Annotated in this window: 17 protein-coding genes; 10 read left to right on the top strand and 7 right to left on the bottom strand. The window is 67.9% G+C overall.

Annotated elements, in window-relative coordinates; genetic code table 11:
• Positions 1–6: 6 nt before the first annotated feature.
• From IPG50_05935 to IPG50_05925, 3 genes are all read left to right on the top strand, one after another.
• The gene (locus tag IPG50_05935) at positions 7–1,008 is read left to right on the top strand and encodes a response regulator (GenBank protein MBK6691733.1); all 1,002 of its coding nucleotides are present in this window, start codon (positions 7–9) and stop codon (positions 1,006–1,008) included.
• Positions 1,005–2,582 carry a methyl-accepting chemotaxis protein gene (locus IPG50_05930; GenBank protein ID MBK6691732.1) on the top strand — a complete coding sequence of 526 codons (1,578 nt, stop codon included), beginning with the start codon at positions 1,005–1,007 and terminating at the stop codon, positions 2,580–2,582. The genes IPG50_05935 and IPG50_05930 overlap by 4 nt, the downstream gene beginning before the upstream one ends.
• A gap of 136 nt (positions 2,583–2,718) precedes the next feature.
• Positions 2,719–3,096, top strand: a complete 378-nt coding sequence (locus IPG50_05925) for a response regulator (protein ID MBK6691731.1) — start codon at positions 2,719–2,721, stop codon at positions 3,094–3,096.
• 26 nt (positions 3,097–3,122) lie between these two features.
• On the opposite strand, the gene IPG50_05920 is transcribed toward IPG50_05925, so the two are convergent.
• Together IPG50_05920 and IPG50_05915 are read right to left on the bottom strand one after the other, a co-directional pair.
• Positions 3,123–3,866: an HAD family hydrolase gene (locus IPG50_05920; GenBank protein ID MBK6691730.1), complete on the bottom strand. Its 744-nt coding sequence runs from the start codon at positions 3,864–3,866 to the stop codon at positions 3,123–3,125.
• Positions 3,863–5,314 carry a DUF2083 domain-containing protein gene (locus tag IPG50_05915; protein MBK6691729.1) on the bottom strand — a complete coding sequence of 484 codons (1,452 nt, stop codon included), beginning with the start codon at positions 5,312–5,314 and terminating at the stop codon, positions 3,863–3,865. Before IPG50_05915 ends, IPG50_05920 begins: the two co-directional genes overlap by 4 nt.
• 102 nt (positions 5,315–5,416) lie before the next feature.
• On the opposite strand from IPG50_05915, the gene aceB reads away from it, so the two are divergent.
• The 3 genes from aceB (at position 5,417) to chrA (ending at position 9,645) form a co-directional block, all read left to right on the top strand.
• Positions 5,417–7,039, top strand: a complete 1,623-nt coding sequence (aceB, locus tag IPG50_05910; protein MBK6691728.1) for a malate synthase A — start codon at positions 5,417–5,419, stop codon at positions 7,037–7,039.
• Between the two features lie 113 nt (positions 7,040–7,152).
• Positions 7,153–8,439, top strand: coding sequence for an isocitrate lyase (gene aceA, locus IPG50_05905; GenBank protein MBK6691727.1), 1,287 nt, complete (start codon positions 7,153–7,155; stop codon positions 8,437–8,439).
• A gap of 45 nt (positions 8,440–8,484) precedes the next feature.
• Positions 8,485–9,645 carry a chromate efflux transporter gene (chrA, locus tag IPG50_05900; protein ID MBK6691726.1) on the top strand — a complete coding sequence of 387 codons (1,161 nt, stop codon included), beginning with the start codon at positions 8,485–8,487 and terminating at the stop codon, positions 9,643–9,645.
• A gap of 60 nt (positions 9,646–9,705) precedes the next feature.
• Here the strand turns inward: chrA and IPG50_05895 are convergent, their stop codons facing one another.
• Complete coding sequence (locus tag IPG50_05895; GenBank protein ID MBK6691725.1) at positions 9,706–12,210, bottom strand: hypothetical protein; 2,505 nt, start codon at positions 12,208–12,210, stop codon at positions 9,706–9,708.
• An 83-nt stretch (positions 12,211–12,293) separates the two neighbouring features.
• Between IPG50_05895 and IPG50_05890 the strand changes: the two genes are divergently transcribed.
• Entirely contained in the window at positions 12,294–14,585 is a 2,292-nt protein-coding gene (locus IPG50_05890) for a DEAD/DEAH box helicase (GenBank protein ID MBK6691724.1), read from the top strand.
• Between the two features lie 8 nt (positions 14,586–14,593).
• Here the strand turns inward: IPG50_05890 and IPG50_05885 are convergent, their stop codons facing one another.
• The gene (locus IPG50_05885) at positions 14,594–15,445 is read right to left on the bottom strand and encodes a hypothetical protein (protein ID MBK6691723.1); all 852 of its coding nucleotides are present in this window, start codon (positions 15,443–15,445) and stop codon (positions 14,594–14,596) included.
• A gap of 241 nt (positions 15,446–15,686) precedes the next feature.
• On the opposite strand from IPG50_05885, the gene IPG50_05880 reads away from it, so the two are divergent.
• The 3 genes from IPG50_05880 to IPG50_05870 all read left to right on the top strand — a co-directional run bounded on the left by IPG50_05880 (position 15,687) and on the right by IPG50_05870 (position 17,995).
• On the top strand, positions 15,687–16,502 hold the full coding sequence (locus IPG50_05880; protein ID MBK6691722.1) for a hypothetical protein: 816 nt from the start codon (positions 15,687–15,689) through the stop codon (positions 16,500–16,502).
• Positions 16,503–16,581: 79 nt separating this feature from the next.
• On the top strand, positions 16,582–16,986 hold the full coding sequence (locus IPG50_05875; GenBank protein MBK6691721.1) for a hypothetical protein: 405 nt from the start codon (positions 16,582–16,584) through the stop codon (positions 16,984–16,986).
• A gap of 91 nt (positions 16,987–17,077) precedes the next feature.
• A complete protein-coding gene (locus IPG50_05870) occupies positions 17,078–17,995 on the top strand; it encodes a DUF692 domain-containing protein (protein MBK6691720.1) in 918 nt (305 codons plus the stop codon).
• Here the strand turns inward: IPG50_05870 and IPG50_05865 are convergent.
• The 3 genes from IPG50_05865 to IPG50_05855 all read right to left on the bottom strand — a co-directional run bounded on the left by IPG50_05865 (position 17,952) and on the right by IPG50_05855 (position 21,132).
• Positions 17,952–18,770 carry a putative DNA-binding domain-containing protein gene (locus IPG50_05865; GenBank protein ID MBK6691719.1) on the bottom strand — a complete coding sequence of 273 codons (819 nt, stop codon included), beginning with the start codon at positions 18,768–18,770 and terminating at the stop codon, positions 17,952–17,954. The two genes, IPG50_05870 and IPG50_05865, sit on opposite strands and share 44 nt — an antisense overlap.
• Positions 18,767–20,236, bottom strand: coding sequence for a serine/threonine protein kinase (locus tag IPG50_05860; protein ID MBK6691718.1), 1,470 nt, complete (start codon positions 20,234–20,236; stop codon positions 18,767–18,769). The genes IPG50_05865 and IPG50_05860 overlap by 4 nt, the downstream gene beginning before the upstream one ends.
• A gap of 140 nt (positions 20,237–20,376) precedes the next feature.
• Positions 20,377–21,132, bottom strand: a complete 756-nt coding sequence (locus IPG50_05855) for a glucose 1-dehydrogenase (protein MBK6691717.1) — start codon at positions 21,130–21,132, stop codon at positions 20,377–20,379.
• Positions 21,133–21,161 lie beyond the last annotated feature (29 nt).

Genomic DNA, 21,161 nt, shown 5'->3' with positions numbered 1-21,161 from the left:
GTCCTCGTGGCCGATGACTCCGTGACGATGCGCGCGGCGCTGCGGACCCTGCTCGAGCTCGACAGTTCCATCGACGTCGTGGGCGAGGCCCGCGACGGCGAGGAGGCGGTGGAGCTCGCATCGGTGCTCGCGCCCGATGTCATCACGATGGATGTGCTGATGCCGCGGCTGAACGGCCTTGAGGCCACGGGGCGCATCATGGCGAAGACGCCAGCCCGCATCCTTTTGGTCTGCGCCGTCGGCGACTCGGGCGGGGTCGATCTTTCGTTTCGCGCCATGGACATCGGCGCCCTTGAGCTCATCGCAAAACCTTCGGGGCACGATCTGACCGCTTGGGGGGCTGCCCTCCGGCAAACGGTGCGGCTCATGGCGGAGGTCCCCGTCGTCAGGCGCTGGCGCGCGCCCACGTCTGTGGCGCCGCCACCGCTCAAGACCGCGCCGCAGAGAGCCGTTGTCGGCATCGTCGCGTCAACGGGCGGACCGCCGGCGCTTGCCCAGCTCCTGTCTCAACTGCCATCAGGCCTGCCGGCCTCGTTTCTCGTGGCGCAACACATGGCGCAGGGCTTCACGTCCGGGCTGCATCGGTGGCTCGTCGACGTGAGCTCCCTGCCGGTGCACATCGCCGAGAGCGGAAGTCCGCTCGCTCTCGGCGCTGTCTACCTCGCGCCCGACGGTCAGGACCTGGAGTTGGGCCGCGACCAGCGCATCGCAGCGCGCACCCCGCGCTCGTCGCACACGCCGTCGGGAGACCGATTGCTCGAGTCCATCGCCCTGGCGGCCGGCACGAACTCCGTGGGGATGATCTTGACGGGCATGGGCGACGACGGAGTGCGAGGGCTCCGTGCGATTCGGGCCGCCGGGGGTCGAACGCTCGTGCAGGACGAGGCGTCGTCGGTGGTCTACGGAATGCCACGCGCCGCCGCCGAAGCCCAATTGGCCGACTACGTGGCGTCGCTCGACGTCATGCCAGCTTTGATCGTCGACATGGTGGCGAAGGAGAGAAAATGAGCGGAGAGCAACGGGCGTGGTGGATGGGCGTCACTCCGAAGTTTGCGGCGTTCATCGTCGTGGTCATCGCGGCGCTCTGTTTGGCGAACGTCTGGACGGCGACCAGGGCGCTGATGGGCGAGCGGACCAGCGCCTTCGAGCAGAAGGCGAGCGTCATCGCGCTCGATGTGCTTGGCACCCTCGACGGTGATGCCGACGCGAGCATGGCCCGCTCCGTGCGCGTCAATCGAACACACCGCGGCGTCCGCTACATCGCCGTTGTGGAGAAGGACGGGCATCCGCTCGTGCACACGTTCACCAACGGCGTCCCCGAGGAATTTCGTGGCGCCGTGGCGAACGCCTCGCGGATCTCCGGCGATCAGGGGCTGCGCGTGGCGCGAGACCTCAGCTTCCGCGCCTCCGACGGCGTCATCCACGTGCTCGACGTGCTCGGCACGAGCCCCCGCGGCGTCGCCGTGCACGTGGGCATGGACCTCGACCTCATCGAGGACGAAGCCTCGCGTATTCAGAAGTACATGCTGAGCGCCGGCTCCGGCGTGGGCCTCGTGGGCATCCTGGTCCTCGTATGGATCGCGCGGACCGTCGTCGTTCGTCCCATCCAGGAGCTCACGCGCGTCACGAGCGAGATCGTTCGGAAGGGCGACTTGACGCAGGAGATCGGCATCAAGTCCGAGGACGAGATCGGAGAGCTGGCGCGCTCCTTCAACGGCCTCATGAAGCGCCTTCGCGAGATACCGACGGCGCTGCGCGACTCGACGGAGCTCCTCGCCGCCTCTGTTGCCGACCTCTCCGCGTTCATGACGGGCCAGAGCCAGATGCTGACGAAGCAGGCCGCGGCGCTCCAGGAGACCCAGGTGACGGCCCAGGAGATCAAGCAGACCTCGCTCGTGGCGGCCCAGAAAGCCGAGGCCGTGATTCAGGTTACAGAGCGAGCCGAGAGCGTCAGCCGCGGTGGGGAAGCGGCCGTGGAGCAGAGCCTCAAGGCGCTCTTCGACATGCGCGCCCAGGTCGAGGAGATGGCGACCCGCATCGCAGGCCTCGGCGACAAGACGGTGCTCATCGGCGACATCACCCAGACGGTGAAGGACCTGGCCGACCAGTCGAACATGCTCGCACTAAACGCTGCCATCGAGGCGGTCCGCTCTGGCGAGCACGGACGGGGATTTTCAGTGGTCGCAAGGGAGATTCGAAGCCTCGCCGATCAATCGATCCAAGCGACGAACCGCGTCAGAGAGATTCTGGAGGACGTGCGCGGGGCCGTTGCCGGAACGGTCACCATCTCGGAGCGCGGTTCGAGTCGCATCGACGCGGGCTTGAAGGACGTTCGCACGACGGGCGAGAAGCTGACGGAGCTGTCGGGAATCGTGAAGGAGAACTCGGCCGTCGTTCGTCAGATCAACGCCGCCGTCGGGCAGCAGAACGCCGGTGTGGCGCAGATTTTCTCCGCCATCACGGACCAGAATCGAATGATGGAGGACACGATGAAACGCCTCTCGCAGACGGAGAGCGCCGTGAAGACGATCGAGGATGTGGCGATCCGCCTCGTGAAGCTGGTCGACGAGTACAAGTTCTGAGCCGCGCGGGCGCGTGGTCGGCACGCACCGTGGTCGGCACACCCCGTGGTCGGCACACACGACGAAGCCGCGCGCCGGCCCGTGGCGCAAAGAAATTCCGCGCAGGCCCAGCATTTCGCTAACCTGAGGTGTCCGAATGGTGAAGCAGATCCTCCTGATCGACGACAGCGCGACGATGAGAGAGATCCTCAAGGTCTACTTGATGGGCCGCGGCTTCTCCTTCATCGACTGCCCCGGTGCCGCACGCGCCCTCGAGATCCTGTCGTCGCAACCGGTTGACCTGATCATCGCCGACATCAACATGCCAAAGATGGACGGGTTGACCTTTGTCCGTGCGGTGCGTGTCCACGAACTCGAGGCGGTGCGAACGGTGCCCGTGATCCTCGTGACGGGGGACCGCGCCGACGACTTGAAGACACGGGGGCGCGACGCCGGCGCCAACGGCTTCCTGCAAAAGCCGCTCTCGAGCGACCAGTTGATGATGCTCGTCGATCAGCTGCTGCCCAAGACGTAGAGCGGGGCGCGAGGTCCGAGCGCGCGCTAACGCGCGGAGCTGGCCAGCATCGCTTCGACAACGGCGACGACGCTCTCGACGCGTGTCACGTCTGGCTCCAGCGCGTCAAAGTGCCCAAAGGGATCGATGAGCGCGGCGCGCATACCCGCTCGGCGTGCACCTACGATGTCTGTCGACACCATGTCGCCCAGGTGCAGGACCTCGTCGGCGGCAAAGCCGAAGGGGGCCCGCACCATATCGAAAATGCGAGGGTCTGGCTTTTCGACGCCGACGACGCCGCTGTCGAGGAAGACGTGGAAGAGCTCGCGGAGCGCTAGGTTCCGGAAGAGCGCGTCGAGCATTCCTTCCGAGTTCGACACGACGCCCAGTTTGACGCCGGTGGAGGCGAGCCACGCCAGCGCGTGGCGCAAGCCTTCGGGGACAACAGACCACAGGTTTTTGCGCACGTGCCCGGCCCACGCGCGCTCGAGGATCACTCGGACGGCGGCGCGAGGCGCGCCGGCCTCGACCACGAGCGTGCCGATCATCTGGCCCCAGGCGCGGGCGCCGGGGGCGCCGTCGTGCGCCCAGGCGACGGTCTCCATCGCGTCGTCAAGGTGGCGACGCTTCGCGCGCCCCTCGGCGGCCTCGAGGTCGAAGCGCCCGACGGCATGGCCCGCGGCCTCACAAATGCTCGCGAGGCGAGCGTGGTCGAAGAAGACGACGGTGTTGCCGGCGTCGAGCGACAGGAGACGCACGCCGCCGACGAGCGAGGGCGGAACCGTCGTCAAGGGCGCTCCGCCATTCGGTACAGGCTCGTGCCTCGGATGTTCTCGTCGATCTGGAGCGGATGACGCAGCGAGGGAAGGGCGCGCTGATCGCAGTCGGACCGATCGCACGTTCGGCACGTGACGCCCACTGGTACCGGGGCGCGCTTGTTGTCCAAGTCGACGCCTTCCGAGTAGATGAGCTCCCGCGCGTGCTCGACGCGGCAGCCGAGGCCGATGGCCTGCACAGGGTGCTGCGCGTGGTAGCCGCCGCTGTCCTTGTGAATGGTGCGCGCGATGCAGAAGTACGTGATGCCGTCAGGCATGCGCGAGAGCTGGATGCGGATCATGCCCGGCGTGAGGAACGCCGCGAAGACGTTCCAGCGCGGGCAGACGCCGGCGAAGCGTGCGAAGCGGATCCCCGACGCGCTGAAGCGCTTCGAGATGTTGCCGGCGACGTCGATGCGGATCATGTGGAACGGGACGCCCTCGGCGCCGGCTCTTCGCATCGTCGTTAGGCGGTGCGATGCCTGCTCGAAGCCCACGCGAAAGCGCCGGCCGAGCACGTCGATGTCGTAGCGCTCCTCGCGCGCGGCTCGCAAGAAGGGCTCGTAGGGCATGATGACCGCGCCGGCGAAGTAGTTGGCGAGCGTGACGCGCCCGAGCGCGCGCGCCTCGTCGCTCGTCAAGATGGGATCCTTCACGAGCCGGTCGAGAAGATCGCGTTCGAGCACCAGGCAGGTCTGGTGGGCGAGCTGGAAAACCCGACTCCGCGTGGGCAAGAGCTCGCTCAGGGCGAGAACCCGTCGCTCGGCGTCGAATTTTCGGAGCGTGTCTCGTTCAACGCCGGTTCGCGCGATGCGCACGGTGACGCCGCGAGTCTCGCCGAGGTGCCGAACCAGCCCCGTGTAGAGGTCCTCGCCTTCGAGCTTCGCGCGACGCCACAGGTCTTCGGCGCTCTCCTCAAGCTCGGGAAAGTGGTTCATGTGCTTCTGGATGAAGTCGCTCACCTCCTCCGACGGCAAAATGGACGTCGCGATGCCCGCCGACTCGTCGCCGTCCGTGAGCTTTGAGGAGAGCGATTCGGCGGACTGACGCGCACCGGCGTAGGCGCGGTAGAGCCCGAGAACCGCGCGCGCGGCGGCGGGACTCGCCTGCGCCATCTCGCGTACGTCCGCGTTGGTGAGCGAGTGGGCGTCGAAGAGCGGATCGGCGAAGACCTCGAGCAAATCGGCGACGAGCCTCGCGTCATCGTCGGCCGCGAAGGACTCGAGATCGACGTGGAAGAGTTGAGCGAGCTTGATGAGCAGGCCGGCGGGCAAGGGGCGCTTGCTGCCCTCAATGAGGTTTAGGTAAGAGGGCGACACGGCGAGCTTTTCGGCGAGCTGCACTTGCGTCAGCCCCTCGCGACGCCGCAGCGCGCGCACTTTGGCGCCCAGCTTTGGGCCCCCATCGACCTTAGAAATCGACATGATTGACAGTTTTACTGGTTGTCGTTGACAGGCGTCAACACGCGTTTCCGCGAGGTCTATTGAACTCGCCGGGCCTTTACTGCATTTTCAACGCATCGCAACATGACACCTACCAACGCGTCGACCGGGGTTGTGGTGAGCGGGGTTGTCGTGACGGACGCGCCCGCGAGCCTTGCGGCTTTCGAGCACCTGCTCACGGAAGGGGCTCGCTCGTTCCTCGCCGACTTGGTGCGTCGCTTCCGGCCGGCCATCGACGAGGCTCTCCTGGCGCGCGCCGAGCGGAAGCGCGCCTTCGACGGAGGCGCCCTCCCGGACTTCTTGCCGGAGACGCGCTCCGTTCGCGAGGACGCTTCTTGGCGTGTGGCGCCCATCCCCAGAGACCTCGAGGACCGACGCGTGGAGATCACTGGTCCCGTCGATCGCAAGATGATCGTCAACGCCCTCGGGTCGGGCGCGAACGTCTTCATGGCGGACTTCGAGGATGCGACGGCGCCGACTTGGGACAACCTCCTGGCCGGGCAGCAGAACCTCTTCGACGCGGTCCGCCGGCAAATCGACTTCACGGCGCCCGAGACCGGCAAGCGCTACGCCCTCCCTGAGAAGACGGCGACGCTCTTCGTCCGACCTCGCGGTCTCCACCTGCCGGAGCGGCACTTCGTTGTCGACGGCCGACCGGCACCGGGCAGCCTCTTCGACTTCGGACTCTTCTTTTTTCATAATGCCAAGGAGCTGTTGGTTCGCGGTACGGGGTCGTATTTCTACGTTCCGAAGCTCGAGAGCCACCGCGAGGCGCGAATCTGGAACCAGGTCTTCGCCTTCGCCGAAGCGGCGGTCGGTGTCCCCGCCGCCTCGGTTCGCGCGACGGTCCTCATCGAGACGTTGCCGGCGGCCTTCGAGATGGACGAGATCCTCTTCGAGCTGCGGGAGCGCTCCGCCGGGCTCAACTGCGGCCGCTGGGACTACATCTTCAGCTTCATCAAGAAGCTCGGCACGCACGCCGACCGCATCTTGCCGGATCGCGCGTTGGTCACCATGGGCGAGGCGTTCTTGCTGGCTTACAGCGAGCTGCTCATCAAGACCTGCCATCGACGAGGCATTCACGCCATGGGCGGAATGGCCGCGCAGATCCCCATCAAGGGCGACGCGGCGAGGAACGAGCAGTCGCTCGAAAAGGTGAGGGCCGACAAGCTCCGTGAGGTCCAGGCCGGGCACGACGGCACGTGGGTCGCGCACCCCGGCCTCATCGCCATCGCGCGCGCCGTCTTCGACGAGCACATGCCGGGAGCGCACCAAATTGCGCGCGCGCGCGACGACGTCTCGCCCTCGCAGAGCGCTCTCCTGGCGGTGCCCGGTGGCAAGCGGACCGAAGCGGGCCTCCGTCACAACGTCCGCGTCGGCATTCAGTACCTCGAGGCTTGGCTCGGCGGCCAAGGGTGCGTGCCGCTCTATGACCTCATGGAAGACGCGGCGACGGCGGAGATCAGCCGAGCCCAGATCTGGCAGTGGCTTCACCACGGCGTGACGCTCGATGGCGGCCCGGTCGTGACTGCCGCGTTCGTCGCGAGCGTCGTCGACGAAGAGCTCGCCCGGATTCGCGGCGAGGTCGGCGCCGAGCGCTTCGAGCGTGGGCACTTCCCTCGCGCCAAAGAGCTCTTCCTCAAGGTCGCCACCACCGAACCCTTCGAGGACTTCCTGACACTGCCGGCCTACGGCGATTTGTCCTGAGGCGCGCCGAACGCCGCTGCAACGGCGGCGGCGTCTTGCGCGGCATCAATGTAAACGATGTGCACATTCACCGAGTTGTCCCCATCCGCACTTGTCAAAGAGGAGAGCTACCCATGAGCGCAGCCGCCTTGCCCGTCCTAAAGACCGCCTACACGTCCGAGCAAAGTCCGCAGCGCTTTGCGGGCATCCTCCGGCCCTACACGCCGGGCGACGTTCAGCGGCTGCGCGGCTCCATGAGGGTGTCCCATACGCTCGCGGAGGTCGGCGCCCGCCGCCTGTGGAACCTCCTTCACAGCGAGGACTACGTCGCGGCCTTAGGCGCCCTCTCCGGTAACCAGGCGGTGCAGATGGTGCGCGCGGGCCTCTCGGCCATCTACGTGAGCGGCTGGCAAGTCGCCGCCGACGCCAACACGTCGGGCCAGATGTACCCGGACCAGAGCCTCTACCCCGTCGACAGCGTCCCCAACGTGGTCTCGCGCATCAACGCAGCGTTGACGCGCGCCGATCAAATCGATCACGCCGAGGGCAAGGGCGAGCGCTATTGGTTCGCGCCGCTCATCGCCGACGCCGAGGCTGGCTTCGGCGGGCCCCTCAACGCCTTCGAACTCATGAAGTCGATGATCGAAGCGGGCGCTTCCGGCGTTCACTTTGAAGACCAACTGGCCGCCGAGAAGAAGTGCGGCCACATGGGCGGCAAGGTCCTCGTGCCGACGAGTCAGTTCATCCGCACGCTCGCGGCGGCTCGTCTCGCGGCCGACGTGCTCGACGTCTCCACGCTCCTCATCGCGCGGACCGACGCCCAGAGCGCGCGGCTCCTCACGAGCGACATCGATGAGCGCGACCAGCCGTTCATCGAGCGCGGCGCGCGAACGCCAGAAGGCTTCTTTCATCTCAAGGGTGGCCTCGACTGCGCCATCGCGCGCGGCCTCGCCTACGCGCCCTACGCGGACCTCATCTGGTGCGAGACGTCGACGCCGGATCTCGCGGAGGCAAAGCGCTTCGCCGAGGCCATTCGCGCGCGCTACCCGAACAAGCTGTTGGCCTACAACTGCTCGCCGTCCTTCAACTGGCGAAAGAACCTCGACGACGCGACCATCGCCAAGTTCCAGCGCGAGCTAGGGGCCATGGGCTACAAGTTCCAGTTCGTCACCCTCGCCGGCTTCCACTCGCTCAACTACTCGATGTACGAGCTCGCTCGGAAGTACAAGGATCGCGGTATGGCCGCCTACTCGGAGCTCCAACAGGCCGAATTCTCCGCTGAGAAGGACGGCTACACCGCGACGCGGCATCAGCGCGAAGTCGGCACCGGCTACTTCGATCAGGTGACCGAGGTGCTGAGCGCTGGGAAGGCCTCGACGCTCGCGCTGACGGAATCAACGGAGGCGGCGCAGTTCGTGTGAAAAGTCCTTTGGACCGCCGCCGCGGCACGCGAACATGCGCGCCTCGTGCAAGCGAACCCGCGGCAGAAGGATGTCTCGACGCTCGCGGTCCTTTGGTTGGCTCTCTCCATCGGAGCCGTCGCATTCGGGGGCGGCTTCGCGATCATCGCCCGCATCAAGCAGAAGGTCGTTGACGAATACGGCTGGATGTCGACGGAGGCTTTCGCGGCCGTGTTGGCCGTGACGGCGGCGCTGCCAGGCACCAACGCGGCCAACCTCATGGCTGTCGTTGGCGCGCGGCAAAAGGGACCGCTCGTCGGTGCCCTCGCGGTCTTTTGTTTTCTCCTGCCGGGGAGCATCCTCATGCTGCTCCTCGCCGCGTCTTACGGGCGGCTCCGCGGCGTGCCGGCCGTCGGCGCGGCGCTGGCCGGCATCGCCGCGGCCGTTGTGGGGATTGTGGCCGCGGTCGCCGAGGAGCTTCGTCCCGCCGCCGTGAAGCGTCGCCTCGATCTCGTCGTCTTGGTCGTCACCTTTGGTTGCCTCGCCACGCAGGTCGTCGGCCTCCTCGAGTTGGTCGTGTTCGCCGGCCTTTATGGCGTTTTCGTGCACGGGCCCGTTCTTACGCGGGAGCGCCACCTCTCGCGCGACCGTGGCGACGATCGCTCGCCCTTCCTGCTCGCGGCGCCCGCCGCGGTGCCGCTCTCGACGGGGCTCTTCTTCTCCTTCGCGAAGATCAGCCTCGCCACGTTCGGCGGCGGCGTCGCGATGATCCCCGCCATCGAGCGCGAAGTCGTTGGGCGGGGGTGGGTCGACGGCGCGAGCTTCTCCGACGCCATTGCCTTCTCCCAATTGACGCCCGGCCCCATCGCCGCTTGCTCGACGTTCCTTGGCTACCGAGCCGCGGGCTTCCCGGGGGCGCTCGCCGCGACGGCGGGGGTCTTCTTGCCGCCGCTCATCCTTTCGTTGCTCGTCGCGCGCAGCCTGCCGTCGCTCGAGGCGCGCCCTCGCCTCCGCGCGTTCTTCTCCGGTGTGTCCGTCGCCGTCGTGGGTGCCATCCTCGCGGCAGCGTATTCGGTCTATCGCGTTGGCGTTCACGGTGTGGCGGCCACCGCGTTCGCCGTCGTCGTCTTCGGCTGGCGCCGCTGGCGGCCTTCCGACGGGACGCTGTGGCCGCTGCTTGCGGGCGCGACGTTCGGGCTGCTGCAAGGGCATCTTCGGTTGCCGTGAGCGACGCGGGCGCTCGGGGCTCGCAGCGCTGCTCGCCGCGCCCGAGGCGGCTGCTCGCTGTTAGGGGACGGTGACGAAGAGCGCGTAGTCCGTGGTCTGCTCAGGGACGACAACCTCCGTGCCGGCGCTGGCCTCGCGCTTGGCGAGCACGGCGGTGACGAGATCCATCGCGTCATCACGCCAGCGCACGTTGCGCAGGGGCGTGAACGCAGGGAGTGTGGTGCCCGGTGCGGCGATCGCAAACACCGACAAGTGCGGCACACCGGCGGCAACCCGGAAACGGAGGCCGGTCGTAGTGCCGGCTTTGCTCGTGCGCATGGTGGCAATTCGCGCCGCGGCGAGGAGCTCCGCCGGCACATCCGCGAAGGTGTTGTCGGCGGTGCCGTCAAGGTCGTAGAAGACGGGGCCGCCGCTCCACGGCGGTACGCCCACGAAGTAGGGGCGGTTGCCCGCGTTGGAAGCGGAGAGGTCCGTGATGGGATCGGCAGGGGCCGTCGCTGGAGTGGTTGGTGTCGCGTAGAAGATGCGCGAGCGCTCCTCGGTGCCCGCGCCGTCGGTGACCAAGACCTCGTTCAATCCGTCGCGTAGCGGAGCGGGCCAGTAGAAGACGTTGTCGACGCGGCGGTCGGCGGGGGCGCGGTAGTCGCCGTTGGCACGCGTGCCATGGTCTACGTCGTTGACGAAGAGGCGAAGCGCCGGCCGGTTTGAGTAGACCTTAATGCCGTTGTCTCGGCGCCCGCGCCGCAAGAAATAGGGCTGGCTGGTCGTTCGGAGCACCGGATGCGTCGGCCTCAGAAACGCCTGGAGCAAGTAGAAGGCATCCTTCCTGTAGGCGCCGTCGAAACTGATGATGCCGCTGTCGTTGACGCCCTTGGGCCGACCGTCGAGCAGAAAGTCCCGAAAGACCCACCAGGTGAACATCGCGGTGTCCTGCGCCCGATCGCGGAAGGCCACCTGGGTGTGGCTCTCCACAATGCGCTGCAGCCACTCTTCGGGCTCGAAGGTCGCGAGCTTGAGGGCCGCGTCGGCATAGTCGGTGTGATGCGTGACCACCGAACGGCCACCGGTCTCGGAGATGAGCTTTCGTTCGCTGGCGAGGGTGTCAAAGTCCCAAGGCGTTCCGCCGTACCAGCCGGGGTAGACGTTGTGCGCCACCGCGTCGATGGGGGCGGCACCGAAGAAGTCTGCGTTGTTGGCGTAGACCACCGTTCGTGTGGTGTCCTCTTCCTTGACGGCAGCGGCGTACCGCGTGGCGGCGTCCTGCGCTTCCGGTCCCAAGCGCGAGTCGATGACTTCATTGCCCACGCTGTAAAACATGACGCTCGGGTGACTCTTGGACTGGCGGACCATGTCACGCGTGATGCGGTCCCCCGTCGCCGTCCACGGACCCGGCGTCGAGAAGCCGTTTTCGACCCAAAGCGCCACGCCCAGCTCGTCCGCCAACTCGAGCTCGAGTTCCGCATGCGGATAGTGCGCCAAGCGCACGAAGTTGACGCCCAGCTCCTGCAGCGTTCGCCATTCAGCGCGGAGTTCGTCGTCGTTGACCGCCGCGAGGTGCGCTTCCGTCTCCTGGTGCTTGTTGATTCCTCGCAGGGCCACCCGGCTGCCGTTCAGGCGCGCGCCGTCGGGGCCAAAGGACCACGCGCGGAGGCCAACGCGCGTCGCCACGCTGTCGCGGACGGCGCCGTCGGCCTCAATTTCGGTGTCGATGCGGTAGAGCGCGCCCTTGCCGAGCTGCCAAAGCGTCGGACGCTCGATTCGGAGAGAGGCCTCCGCGCGCAATCGGCCGCGGCGCGCGACGCGCACGCTGGTGCGATGCTCCAGGACGCGTGTGCCGTCGGGTGCCGTCACGCGATGCACCACGTCGGCATCGACGTCGACGTCGAGCGTGTTTCGGAGCGGCGTCGCAACGTTGAGCGTGGCCAGACCTTCGCTGACGTCGGTCGAGGTTACGTCGACGCCTGTGGTTCCGTGCATCGGCTCCACGTGAATGGCGTCGGCCGCGAGCACGCGGACCTTCCGATAGATGCCGCCGTAGGGCTTGTAGTAGTTGTGCGCCAGCGCGAGGCGCGGCAGGCAGTCGTCGGTGCCCTCGTCGGTGTTGTCGACGCGGACCGCGATGACGTGCGGACCGGACTGGGCGAGGGCGCTCGTCGCGTCGAACACAAAACGCGTGTACGCGCCGCGGTGTTCGCCGAGGCGCGTGCCGTCCATGAAGACTTCGGCCACGGTGCCGACGCCTTCGAATATCAGGTAGGTGACGGGCGCCAACGGCCCCTCCGACGAGAGCGAGGTGCGGTACCAGGCCCGGGGCAACGTGACGAAAGGCGCCCGCTTGGTGTTCCAGGTGTGCGGCACCGCGACGGCGCCCCACTGTGAATCGTCGAAGGCCGGCTCGCGGGCTGCCGATGGTTCGTCAGGTGAGAAGCGCCAGCTCGTGAGCAGCGTCTCGGTCCGCTTGTTTGGTGCGGGAAGGCGCTGCGAGCCGGCCGTGGCAGGCAGCAGCTCCGGCGTACGAGCGTCGAGCCCACAGGAGACGGCTACGAGTAGAATGAGTCGTCTCATTCCCAGAGCATAAGCGCCCAGCCTATCTTCGCGGAAACACCGAATCTCCTCGCGAGGGGCGTCCGGCGCTGCTACGAGGCGTCGTGGACGACCACACCAAAGAAGCCCTCGGTCCCGCACTCAGCGAAGCACTCGAAAAGAAGGGCTACGCAGAGCTGACGCCGGTGCAGCTCGCGGTCCTCGAAGACGGGGTCACCGAGCGCGACGTCCGCATGACGTCGCAAACGGGGTCCGGGAAGACCGTCGCCATTGGGCTCTTGCTCAGGCACCTGGTGGCCGCCGCTCTTGCGCACGAGAGCCCAAAGTCGGCCGCCGGGCGACCAACCGCGCTGGTGATCACGCCGACACGCGAGCTGGCACGTCAGGTCGAGAGCGAGCTTCGCTGGCTCTTCGCGGCCATGGCCGTTCGTGTCGCCGTCGTAACCGGTGGCTCCAGCTACGGCCTCGAGCGCCGCGCGCTTGGCTCCGACCCGACGATCGTCGTCGGAACGCCGGGCCGACTCGTCGACCACCTCGATCGAGGCAGCATCGATCCCGCCGGGCTCCTCGCCATCGTGATCGACGAAGCGGACCGCATGCTCGACCTCGGTTTCCGAGAGGACCTGGAGAAGATCATCGGACGCGCGCCGGCGGGGCGCCGCACCCACCTTGTCTCGGCGACCTTTCCTCGCGACGTGGCGGCGCTCGCCAATCGCGTCCAGACGGAGCCGCTGCACGTCGAGGGCACGCGCCTCGGCGACGCCAACCTCGACATCGAACATCTCCTGCACCTTGTGCCGGCCCACGAGCGTTTTGCCGGTCTCGTCAACCTGCTGCTCTCCGATCACGACGGTCGCTCCATCGTGTTCGCCCGGACACGCGCCGAAGTGTCCGATCTCTCCGAGGAGCTTAGGCGCGCGAACTTTCGCGTCGCCGCGCTCTCCGGCGACATGGAACAGCGAGAGCGCAACCGCGCGCTTGCCGCCTTCAAGCAGGGTGAGCTCAACGTCCTCGTCGCCACCGATGTCGCCGCCCGCGGTCTCGACGTCGCGGCCGTCGATCGCGTCGTGCATTATTCGCCGCCCACGGAGCCGGACGCTTATACGCACCGCAGCGGTCGCACGGGGCGCGCCGGTCGGCGCGGCACGAGCCACGTGCTGGTGGCGCCGCGGGAGCTCTTGCGCGTGCGCCGGGTGCTCTCCGAGGCCAAGGTCACGTCGCGCGTCGAGCCGCTCGAAGCTCGCGAAGTCATCGAGGCGCGTCTTCGCGAGAGCTTCGTCGCCGAGCTCACGGCGGAAGGTGCGGACGAAGCCATGGACCCGCGCCTCGGTGCGCTCGCCAAGCGCCTCGCTGAGGTCCCCAACGTCGAGCCCGTGCTCCGTCGCCTCCTCATGCGTGGCGACTTCGCCCGCCTGCCGGCGCCGCGCGACGTGACGCCCGTTGACGCGCCCGTTCCCCGCGAGCGCGAATCGCGACGACGCCTGCCCTCGGCCAACGATGAGCGGGGGCCGCGCCCCGCCGCCGGCGATTGGGTGCCTTTCCGAGTCACGTGGGGCTCGGTTCACGGCGCCGATCCGCGTCGTCTGCTCGCGATGGTTTGCCGCCGCGGAGGCATTCAGAGTCGCAGCGTCGGCGCCATTCGCATCGGTCCCACGTGGTCGACGGTCGACGTGGCGCGGTCTGTGGCCGCCGAGTTTTCGAGCGCCGCGGCGGAGCCGGATCCGCGCGATCGTCGCGTGACCATCGCGGCCGATCGCGGCCCGTCGCCCGAGCGCGGGCCACGCTCCACGTCCCGTCACGAGGGGCCGCGTCACGAGGGGCCGCGCCACGAGGGGCCGCGCCCCGAAGGCCCGCGGCGTGACGCACCGCCCGGGCCACGAGGTCCGCGCTTTGACGCCCCGCGCGGGGATGGTCCGCGTCGAGACGGACCGCGGCAAGATGGCCCGCGTCGTGATGGACCGGCTCGCGGGGGACCCAGCCGTGAGGACCCCCGTCGGGACCGACCCGCTCACGAAGCACCGCATCGCGACAGCCCGCCGCGCGAGGACACCCGCGGCCACGACGCAGCGGCTCGCGAGCGACCGCGCCGCGAGGGCCCGCGCCCTGCGTATAACGAGAGGCCGGCGCCGCGCGCGGATGCCGCGTCGTCCGGCGCGCGGCCTCGCGACGCTGTCAAGGCCGAGAGGCCGAGTCGACGGTCGCTGCCCGAGGCGCCGCCGCGCGACGAAGGGGCCCGCCCCCCGCGCCGCGACGTCGTGCCGCGCGACCGCAGAGACGCGCCGCCGGCCGGTCCAGCGCCGCGCGACAGCGGCGGTCGCGCGCCGCCGCGTCGCCCCGCCCAAGGTGGCGCGTCCCGCTTCAGCAAGAAGCCGAAGGCGGGCCGCGGTCCTCGCTAGCGTTTCAATCAGAAGGTCGCGCGAACGTCGAGGCCTGCCGACCACACGCCGTAGCTGTCGGCTTTGACGAACTGCTTGCCCGGATCCTCGTTCGAGCAATACGACGAGCCCACAAATCCCGGTGCCGAGGTCGACGCCTTGAGACAACCGGCGACGGTGTTCGCGAGCGTGTACTCGAACGACGGTCCGACGGACAACATCGGAAGGACGCGGTAGTCGACACCGACGCCAAGGGGAACGGCGACGGCGTGGTGGTCCAGCGTCCAGTCGACGCTGACGTTGCCGAGGGGCCGCTTGTATGACTGGACGTCACGCATGTAGCCAACGCCGGTCCCCACCCACGGATCGATGTGCTTGCGGATGGCGGGGCTCATGGCGAGCGGGTACGCGCGGAGGTAGAGGCCGGCGTCCCATGCGCTGCGCGTGAGGTCGGTCGTGCCGTCGCTCTGGACGGAGGCCGACGCGGAGCGATAGCCAGCCCGCAAGCCTGCGCTGACGAGCGCATGGAAACGCGCGCCGACCATGGCTTGCCCCACGAAGCCCCCACCGAAGGGGCTCGCGCCGCCGGCCACGGCGCCGGGGTCGGCGCCGCTAAGCCCCGCCTGGGCGTTCGGTGCATAGCGCACGGGTGACGTGGCGGGCGCGCCGCCAAAGCTCGGCCGGAGCACGAGCTCGAGACCCGAGAGGTGGGTCGAGCCGGGCTCCTGATCAGCCTTTTCGCCGGCGGCGGCGTTGGGGATTTCTACGCTCGTTGTCTTGGTGGAGCTTGCTTTCGGCCCGTCAGCCAACGCCCCAGAAGAAAGGGTGAGCGTGCTGAGCGAGAGAAAGCCCACGGGGGCGAAGCGAAAAACAGAACGCATGGGAGCCTCGTAGGGGTCGCTTCCGCCATCGACATCGGTGGCGCGACGCGGTCGCACAAGCACCGCGCGTGCCGCTTCGCGCAGCAAACGAATCCACGTTTCTTCCGTCGCGCTGTGAAGTCCGCTTCACGAGGTGTGTTCGCCGGGTCACGGCGCGCGCGGGAAGGGGCTTCCGCAGCGGGAGAGAAGGGGATAGGTCTTGAGCGCCCGCCGCACCGGCGGCCCTTACCCGGAGACATCGATGAGCAAAGCGGAAATCCTGGCGTTGGCCTTGGCGGTCACGGCGGTCGGTTGCGACAAGAAGGACGACGCTCCCAAGAGCGCGCCCGCGCCGACGGCGACGGTGGCTTCCTCTACGGGCGCCGCCGCGTCCGCTGCGCCAGCCGCTTCTGCTGCGCCGACGGCCAGCGGGAGCGCCCGGTCTTATGCGCTCGAGGCCGGCGGCAAAGTCGCCATCGACATGGACGCTCCGAAGGAGCACATCAAGGCTTCCGCCGGCAACGTTGGCGGTGAGCTCAAGATCGACCTCGGAAACCTCGCGGCCACCAAGGGGGACGTCAAGGTCGACCTCACCACGCTCAAGACCTCGACGTTCAACGACCCGGGCAAAGACGGCAAACAAACCGAACACGCGCTCACGTGGCTCGAGGTGGGCGCTCAAGCGACGCCGGAAGACCGAGAGAAGAACAAGTTCATCGTCTTCTCCGTAAAGAGCGTGGAAGGCCTTGCCGTCACCGACCTCGCGAAGGTAGCGCCCACGAAGGATGGTGCCGACGAGGTGCGAACGGTGTCCGGCAAGGTCAAGGGCGAGGTGACGCTGCACGGCAAGAAGGCCGCGCGTGAAGCCGAGGTCCAGATCGCGTTTCGCGGACCTGCCGACAAGCCGTCGCGCGTGGACATCAAGACCACGAAGCCGCTGATGATTGTCCTGGCGGACCACGACGTGAAGCCGCGAGACAACTTCGGCAAGTTGGCGCAGGGGGCCTTTAACCTCCTCGGGACCAAGGTGGCCAACGACGCTGCCATCGTCCTCGAGCTATCTGCGAAACCGAAGTGAGGGTGACGCGTAAGGCTCCTAGGGCCTTCGCCGTTCCTTTTTCCGCCTGCCGTGTGAGTACAGACCAAGGAGTTCTTCAATGAGTCAGCTTTCGTTCCAGAAGTTTGCGTTCGTTCTCGCGGCTCTCGGCGGCACGGCCGCCTGTGGTGGCGGCGACCTCACGCCGCCGAAGGCGCCGGACGTCGCCGCGCCCAGCCCGGCCGCGCCCACGGCACCGGCGACCGACACGGCGAGTCCTTCGGCCCCGAAGGCCGACGCGCCGAAGGCGGATGCCCCGAAGGCCGATGCGGTGACGCCTCCGGCCGCTCCGGCCGCAGCGGCGACGGGCAAGACGGAGCCGGGCAAGACGGAGCCGGCGAAGGCGGACGCGAAGGCCGATCCGAAGAAGCCGACGGGCAAGAAGCCACCGGCAGCTCAGGCCGGCTGCGGCGCCGGCACCTGCTCTGCGGATGCCAAGACGGACGTAAAGAAGAAGCTCATCTGAGCCAGCGCCGGGAGTCAGGGATGCGCGAGTCTGCTGCCTCGATTCCGTTGGGATCGACGCGTCATGCTCGCGCTTCGCACTCGGACGAAGGATGACCCTCGGTCAGCTCGGCTTGGGCCTTCGTTGGGAGTTCGCCGACGAGCTCTTGGCGCGCGCGCCCGAGTCCGTGGACTTCCTCGAACTCTCACCAGAGAACTACATCGGCCGCGGCGGTTCGGCTCGCCGCACACTCGAGCGCGCCCTCGAACGATACCCCGTCGTGACCCACGGACTCACGATGTCCTTGGGAGGCGTCGAACCGCTCGATGACGCGTACCTCGCCGAGCTCCGCGCGTTCATCGCCGCTGTCGGGTCGCCGTGGCACTCCGATCACGCGTGCATGACGGCCCACGGCGGTCGCGTGCTCCACGAGCTCTTGCCGCTGCCCCTGACGCGTGCGCACGCGGCGCTCGTCGCGGAGCGCGTTAAGCGAGCGCGGGACGCTATCGGCGTGCCGCTCTGCGTCGAGAACGTGAGCGCCTACGTCAGGCTGGGGCAAGGGGAGTTGACCGAACCGGAGTTCATGCTCGCCGTCTGCGAACAGGCGGACTGCGATCTGCTCTTCGACGTCAACAACGCCATCGTGAACGCGACCAATTTCGGCCACGACGTTCGCGTCTGGCTCGACGACCGAATCCTCGCTCGCGTGAGGCAGGTGCACGTCGCGGGCCACGAGTGGTTCGACTTTGCCGACGGCGAGCTCCTGAACCGGGGAGACACGCGACCCGAAGCGGCGCCGCCGCTCACGCACGAGCGTCTGGTCGTCGACACCCACGGGGCTGCTGTCCAACCTGCAACCCTTGATTTTCTCGGCGAGGTATTGCGCCGCGTCGGCCCTGTTCCTGTCGTCCTTGAACGTGACGAGAACGTTCCCCCGCTCGCGGCCCTGCTTGCCGAGGTGGAGCGCCTTCGGGCCGTGGTCGCGCTCAGCGCCTCAGCGAGAATAGCCCCGCCGCGCTCAGCCGGCTGAGCAGTCGCGCGGCGTCCTCGAGGTGAGCCGCGGCGTTCGTGCCGGTTACGGTCAATTGCGCTACGGCGTCACCGAGCGGCGTGCCCGACATCAGGGCGGACACTAGCGTGTGTTCTGCTGCGGTCAGCGCGAACGCGTGGACCGTGAACGCGTCGTCGCGGCAAACCGCGACGTAGGTCTCGGCCTCGGCTGGAGCCAGGTCGCTACCCTCGAGAGCCGAGAGCACCGAATAGGTGAAGCGGTGGAGCTGGCTCGCCTTGGCGGCGACGAACCGCGACTGGAGGTGAAGCTCCGGCGCGTCGCCCACGGCCTCGTCGTCCTCGCAGACCATGGCCTGGAAGCGCGCGAGCTCCAGCGTGGTCAGCTCGTGGGGCCACGCCGGGAGCGACGCGTTCTGCCTCCAAGTTGCCCCCGCGAAAAGTGTGAACTCGCCGGGTACGTCGCGAAGGCGCGCAGAACGAGGGCCTCCATCGTTCAGGAAGCGGACGACGGTGTCGTCGAAGAGATCGTCGTGGTGCGCGTTCACGAGCTCGCGGCTGCGTTCGAGCACCCGGAAGAGAACGCGCGCGAGGTTGTTTCGCACAAGCGCCCGGTACACGCCGAGGCGCGCGCCCGTCGCGCCGAGGGCGGCCCCGTCGGCGTCTGACAACCCGTGGGCGCTGACGGCGAGCGCAAGATCGCTGACCTTCTCGCGGCCCCGTGCGTCGAGGCAAACCGACTCGAGGAGGTCGAAGAGCGCGCGGCTTTGGGGAGGTGCACCGCCCACGATGTTCAATCGAACGTGAACAGGTACCGGGCCGTCTGGGCCTCCGTCACGGTCACCTTGCCGGTCTTGCTGCGACCGCCGGCGTCGCACTTGAGCGAGTGCTCGCCGACGGCGAGCTGCGTCGACACGGGGGTCGCGCCCAGCGGACTGCCGTTCACAGACAGCGCGCACGTGCCCGGCTGCGCGACGACGACGAGGCTGCCGATGCCGCGGACGCGCGCGCCGGGCAACGAGTCGACTTGCACCGAGGTGGCCGAGGGCGGCGCCGTGGGCGCGGTCGTGACGGGGGCGGTGGTCGCTGGCGTGATGCTTCGTGGCGTCGAGGTCGTGTTGCGCGTCACCGCGATGACGAGGAGGGCGACGGCGAGGCCGAGCGCGAGAACGCCGAGGCCGATCACGAGACCTTGCGGCGGCGCCGGAGCGCGCACCGCCGGTGGAGCGAGCGAGGCGCTGGGCGTCCACGGTGCGCTGAAGTTGCCGCTCGGCATCCGCACGCCGGTGTCGGTGAGCGACGGCGGGCGATCGCTAGGGCGCACGACCGCCGGGAGCGCGTTCGTGGCGTCGGGGTCCGAAGGTGGACCTTTGGTGACCGGGGAGGGGAGCCGCGCCGGGTCGTGCTCCAGCACCGACGCCACGAGCGACAGCCGCTCGACGATCTCCTCGAAACCCTTGATGCGCTTGTTCTTGTCGGTCACGAGGCAGTCGCGCACGAGGGCGCGAAGGGACTCGGGCAAGTGGGGCGCGAGCTCGTCGATGCTGCGCGGCTGCGTCGTGGCGATGGTGACGATGAGCGCGTTGAAGTTGGGCGCGTCGTAGCAGCGGAAACCGACGAGCGCTTCGAAGAGGATGCCGCCGAAGGCAAAGACATCGGTTCGCCCGTCGACGTTAGGCGCGCCCATGGCCTGCTCCGGGCTCATGTAGAGCGGAGAGCCGAGCACGGTCCCGGCCACCGTTAGCGCGCCGGAGCCGCTTCCGTCGTCGTGGAATTTGCTTACGCCGAAATCGAGGACCTTGGGGACGGCGATGCCTACGCGATCCTTGTGCAGGTAGATGTTCGTCGGCTTGAGGTCACGATGGACCACGCCCGCGCGATGAGCCGCCGTTAGCGCGCGCGCCACGTCGAGCATGATGACGGTCATCTCGTAGATGGTCATCGGCGGGTTTTGTCGGCGGAGCGCGGTGTCGAGCGAGACGCCGCTCAAGAGCTCCATCACGAGGAAGAGCGCGCCCTCGTCGGTCTGGCCGACGTCCATGATCTCGACGATGTTCGGGTGATTGATGCGGGCCGAGGCCTTCGCCTCCATCAAGAAGCGCTGCGCCGCTTCGGCGGTGCGCGCCATGGCTGGCAGCATGAACTTGATGGCGAACTGACGCTCCGTGAACGTGTTGGTCGCAGACCACACCTGGGCCATTCCCCCCGTTCCGAGGAGCTGGTTGAGCCGGTACTTCCCGGCGATTATCTGGCCCGATTCCATCTGCACTTCCGAACCACGCGTCCCTGAGGTGCCGTAAAGCAACCCGGGCCCCCACTTCGCTTCAGCTCTCTTCCACAACAGTCCTTGAAGAATCAAAGGTCCTCGCGTCGGAAGGCGTACGGCCTCCTCTGCGGAGCCTGTCAGCCAATCGTCAGACCTCCGTCGATCACAAGGGTGTGTCCTGTCAAATAACTGGCCTCGTCGCTCGCGAGGTAGAGCGCGCCACCGGCGATTTCGGCCGGGTCGCCGACGCGACCAAGCGGCGTGCGCCGGACGACGTCCGCCAAGAGGTCTTTGTCGTCGACGATGGCGCTCGCGAACTTCGTCTTGATGAATCCCGGCGCGATGGCGTTGACGCGAATGTTGGCGCCGGCGAGCTCCACCGCGAGCGTCTTGGTCATGGAAATGACCGCGGCCTTTGTCATCGCGTAGGCGCCCTGCAGCGGCGTCGCCATGAGGCCCGCGACGCTCGCGACGTTCACGATGGCGGCGGGCGTCTTCTTCTCCATCGCGTGCTTGGCGACCTCGCGGGTCATGAAGAAGTAGCCCTTCACGTTGACCTCGAAGGTCTTGTCCCAAGCGGCCTGCTCGATGTTGAGCATCGGCCCGAAATAGGGATTCGCGGCCGCGTTGTTCACCAGCACGTCGACCTTGCCGAAGCGCTTCACGGTCTCTTCGACGAGGCGCACGCAGTCGGCCTCCTTGCCGGTGTGCGCCGCCACGGCCGCTGCGTTGGGGCCGAGCTCCTTGGCGAAGCTCTCCTCCACCTTGCGTGAGGCCACGACGACCTTCGCGCCGGCGTCGAGAAAGGCGCGCGCGATGGCCTCGCCAATGCCGCGGCTGCCGCCGGTAACGATGGCGACTTTGCCTTCGAGCCTGGTCTTGGACTGGGGCATGGGAGGGTGGGGCTTACCACACCACATAA

This window comes from Myxococcales bacterium, from assembly GCA_016703425.1.
Taxonomy (GTDB): Bacteria; Myxococcota_A; Polyangia; order Polyangiales; family Polyangiaceae; genus JADJCA01.
Note: the sequence above shows the minus strand (reverse complement) of the source record. Positions and strands in the feature narration are given on the sequence as shown.

Bases quoted from the DNA above. Each gene is read 5' to 3' on its own strand.
- IPG50_05930 (MBK6691732.1), top strand. From the start codon at position 1,005: ATGAGCGGAGAGCAACGGGCGTGGTGGATGGGCGTCACTCCGAAGTTT.
- IPG50_05925 (MBK6691731.1), top strand. From the start codon at position 2,719: ATGGTGAAGCAGATCCTCCTGATCGACGACAGCGCGACGATGAGAGAG.
- IPG50_05915 (MBK6691729.1), bottom strand. From the start codon at position 5,314: ATGTCGATTTCTAAGGTCGATGGGGGCCCAAAGCTGGGCGCCAAAGTG.
- aceB (MBK6691728.1), top strand. From the start codon at position 5,417: ATGACACCTACCAACGCGTCGACCGGGGTTGTGGTGAGCGGGGTTGTC.
- aceA (MBK6691727.1), top strand. From the start codon at position 7,153: ATGAGCGCAGCCGCCTTGCCCGTCCTAAAGACCGCCTACACGTCCGAG.
- IPG50_05895 (MBK6691725.1), bottom strand. From the start codon at position 12,210: ATGAGACGACTCATTCTACTCGTAGCCGTCTCCTGTGGGCTCGACGCT.
- IPG50_05885 (MBK6691723.1), bottom strand. From the start codon at position 15,445: ATGCGTTCTGTTTTTCGCTTCGCCCCCGTGGGCTTTCTCTCGCTCAGC.
- IPG50_05880 (MBK6691722.1), top strand. From the start codon at position 15,687: ATGAGCAAAGCGGAAATCCTGGCGTTGGCCTTGGCGGTCACGGCGGTC.
- IPG50_05875 (MBK6691721.1), top strand. From the start codon at position 16,582: ATGAGTCAGCTTTCGTTCCAGAAGTTTGCGTTCGTTCTCGCGGCTCTC.
- IPG50_05870 (MBK6691720.1), top strand. From the start codon at position 17,078: ATGACCCTCGGTCAGCTCGGCTTGGGCCTTCGTTGGGAGTTCGCCGAC.
- IPG50_05860 (MBK6691718.1), bottom strand. From the start codon at position 20,236: ATGGAATCGGGCCAGATAATCGCCGGGAAGTACCGGCTCAACCAGCTC.
- IPG50_05855 (MBK6691717.1), bottom strand. From the start codon at position 21,132: ATGCCCCAGTCCAAGACCAGGCTCGAAGGCAAAGTCGCCATCGTTACC.